This is a genomic window from Nostocoides australiense Ben110, from assembly GCF_001050535.1.
Taxonomy (GTDB): domain Bacteria; phylum Actinomycetota; class Actinomycetes; order Actinomycetales; family Dermatophilaceae; genus Nostocoides_A; species Nostocoides_A australiense.
Window position 1 is genome coordinate 3251134 of the sequence record NZ_HG764815.1, and the last position, 2375, is coordinate 3253508.

2 protein-coding genes are annotated in these 2375 nt (G+C 73.0%); both read left to right on the forward strand.

All coding sequences use genetic code 11. From position 1 onward, the window contains the following. A partial coding sequence (locus BN11_RS15765; protein ID WP_048699281.1) for a hypothetical protein occupies positions 1-1874 on the forward strand: 1874 nt, incomplete at its 5' end. Positions 1875-1951: 77 nt separating this feature from the next. Continuing rightward, positions 1952-2375, forward strand: a 424-nt coding sequence (locus tag BN11_RS15770) for a hypothetical protein (protein ID WP_048699285.1), incomplete at its 3' end; no start/stop codon positions are given.

Here is a 2375-nt window from a genome sequence, read left to right on the forward strand (position 1 = left end):
TGCCGGCCGCCCGCGTGGACACCGCTCCGGCGGCGGCGCTCGCCCTCGTGGGGGCGGCATACACGGCGTGGGCGGCGGCCACGCACAGTACCCAGATCCTGCCCCGCCGTGACGCCGGCTCGAACCTGCAGGCCGCGATCTCGCTGGCGGACACCGGATATCGCATCGTCCCACTGTCGCCAGCGGGCATGGGGGCGCCGGCCGTCCTGCGGGTGCACGACGTCACGCTGGGGAGCCCGGCCTTCTATCAGCTGGGCGATGCCGCTCACCCGTCGATCCAGCCGCAGTTCGTCATCGGCCCGGCCGCCATCTATTCACCCGGCCGCTGGCTCGGCGGCCTCTCGACGATGTTCGTGCAACCGGCGGTGCTGGCCGGGCTGAGTGTCTTGGGCCTCGGGTTGATCGTCGCGGTGCTGCTGCGCGGCTGGTGGGGGCCGGTCGCCGCGGCCTCGGTAGCCCTGCAGTTCCCGCTGCTGCATACGGCCCGAGCGACGTATTCGGAGCCCCTCGCCGAACTGACCATCGTCGCGGGGGCTCTTGCGTGGGTGCTGGCAGCTCGGTTCGACCACCGGCGCCTGGCGCTGCTCGCCGGCTTGCTCGTCGGCGGCACGACCCTGGTGCGGATCGACGGGCTGCGCGAGGCCATCTTGCTCATCCCGGTCGCGGCGCTGGGCCTGATCCAGCGGCGCAGCTGGCCCGCCCCGCTGGTGCGCGGAACCGCAATCGGAGCGCTCGGCGGCGGGGCCGCCGCGCAGGTACTGTCCTACCGCTATCTCGGGGACATCGCCGGCAGCCTGCTGCCCCTGATCGCCCTCGGGGCGTTCATGGCGCTGGTGAGCTGGGCGCTCGTCGTCCTCTCCCGCCGCGGCGCGGGACTGCCGGACTCGGTGCGCCGGCTCCTACCCGCGGCATGCGGACTGGGTGTCCTCGTGATCGGGCTACTGCTCGCGCTCCGCCCCCTGTTCATGACCGTCCGGCAGAACCCGAACGACCCCGGCGCGGATGTCGTCGCCGGGCTGCAACTGCGACAAGGGCTGACGATCGATGGCGCCCGCACCTACGCCGAGCAGTCGGTGGCGTGGCTGTCCTGGTGGGTCGGGCCAGTCGCGCTCGTCATCGCGCTTCTCGTCGCGGCCGCGCTCGCTGCCCGGTTGGGTCGCGCGTGGACAGCCCGGCCGCAGATTCCCGATCAGCCGCCGGCCCCGCTGCCCACCTGGGCCGGCCCGTATGTCGTGGCCCTGGGTTCGACGCTGCTCACCTTGTGGCGCCCGGGCATCACGCCGGATCATCCGTGGGCCGAGCGTCGTCTCCTGATCGCCTTGCCCTTCGTTGCCGTCCTGGTTGTGGTCGGTGCTGCGTGGGTGTGGCGCGGCGCCGCGACAAGCCTGCGCAGCCAACCGGCCCGAGCAGGTCTGGCCCTCCTGACCTTGGCGAGCCTCGTCATACCCACCGCGCTGGCGACCTGGCCGCACCGGAGCGAGCGGGTCGAGGCCGGCTCCCAGGCGCGCGTAGCAGCGCTCTGCCGGGCCTTGCAACCCGGCGATATCGTCCTGAGCGTCGATGACCGGGCGGCTAATGAGTGGCCGCAGGTCGTGCGCGGCATGTGCAACAAGCCCGCCCTTGTCGCGAAGTACTACGCGCGTCGCCACCCCGAGGCGCTGCGCATCCTCGTCGACGGGGTGGTTGACGCCGCACCGCCCGGATCGCGGGTGGTGCTGCTGGCGGGCGAGTCGCCGCAGGCCCTGGCCCGACTGGGCTTGACCCCCCAACCGGTCGCCAGCGGCGCGGTGCTCGAGGATGAGCGTCTCCTCGAACGCCGCCCCGATGGCCTGGTCCCGCTGCGCATCGACCTGTGGCTCGCCCCCGCCTCCTGACGGGCGGCTGGGGGCCTGTCCCCGGTCACGTGGTGCGGGTTGAGCGGTGTTCCCGGGCCGCGCCTACCATTGAAGGAATGACCCCGCCGCGCGAACCGACGCCCAGGTTCACCGGGAGCCGTGTCGTCGCGGGGGCGGGCCTGGTCGCGCTGGTGGCCGCGTTGGGTATGCAGTGTCTCGTCGCGGCGCGCGGGTGGTCGCTGCCCCGCGGGCAGCACTGGGTCGATCTGGACATCTACCTCGCCTCCGCCCAGCGGTATGCCGACACCGGGCAGCTCTATTGCCTGCAGGAGTGCAGCGAACTGGGGTTCACCTACCCGCCGGGGGCGGTGGTGCCGCTGCTCGGACTCGCCCATCTGCCCGTCACCCTCGTGCGGGTTCTCGTGACCGCCCTGACGCTGAGCACGCTCGTCGCGGCGCTGGCCGTGATCTTCGCCCTGGGTCGTATGCCGCGGCCGGCGATCCCGTGGGCGCTCGCCGCGGTGGCGGCGAGCGAGCCGG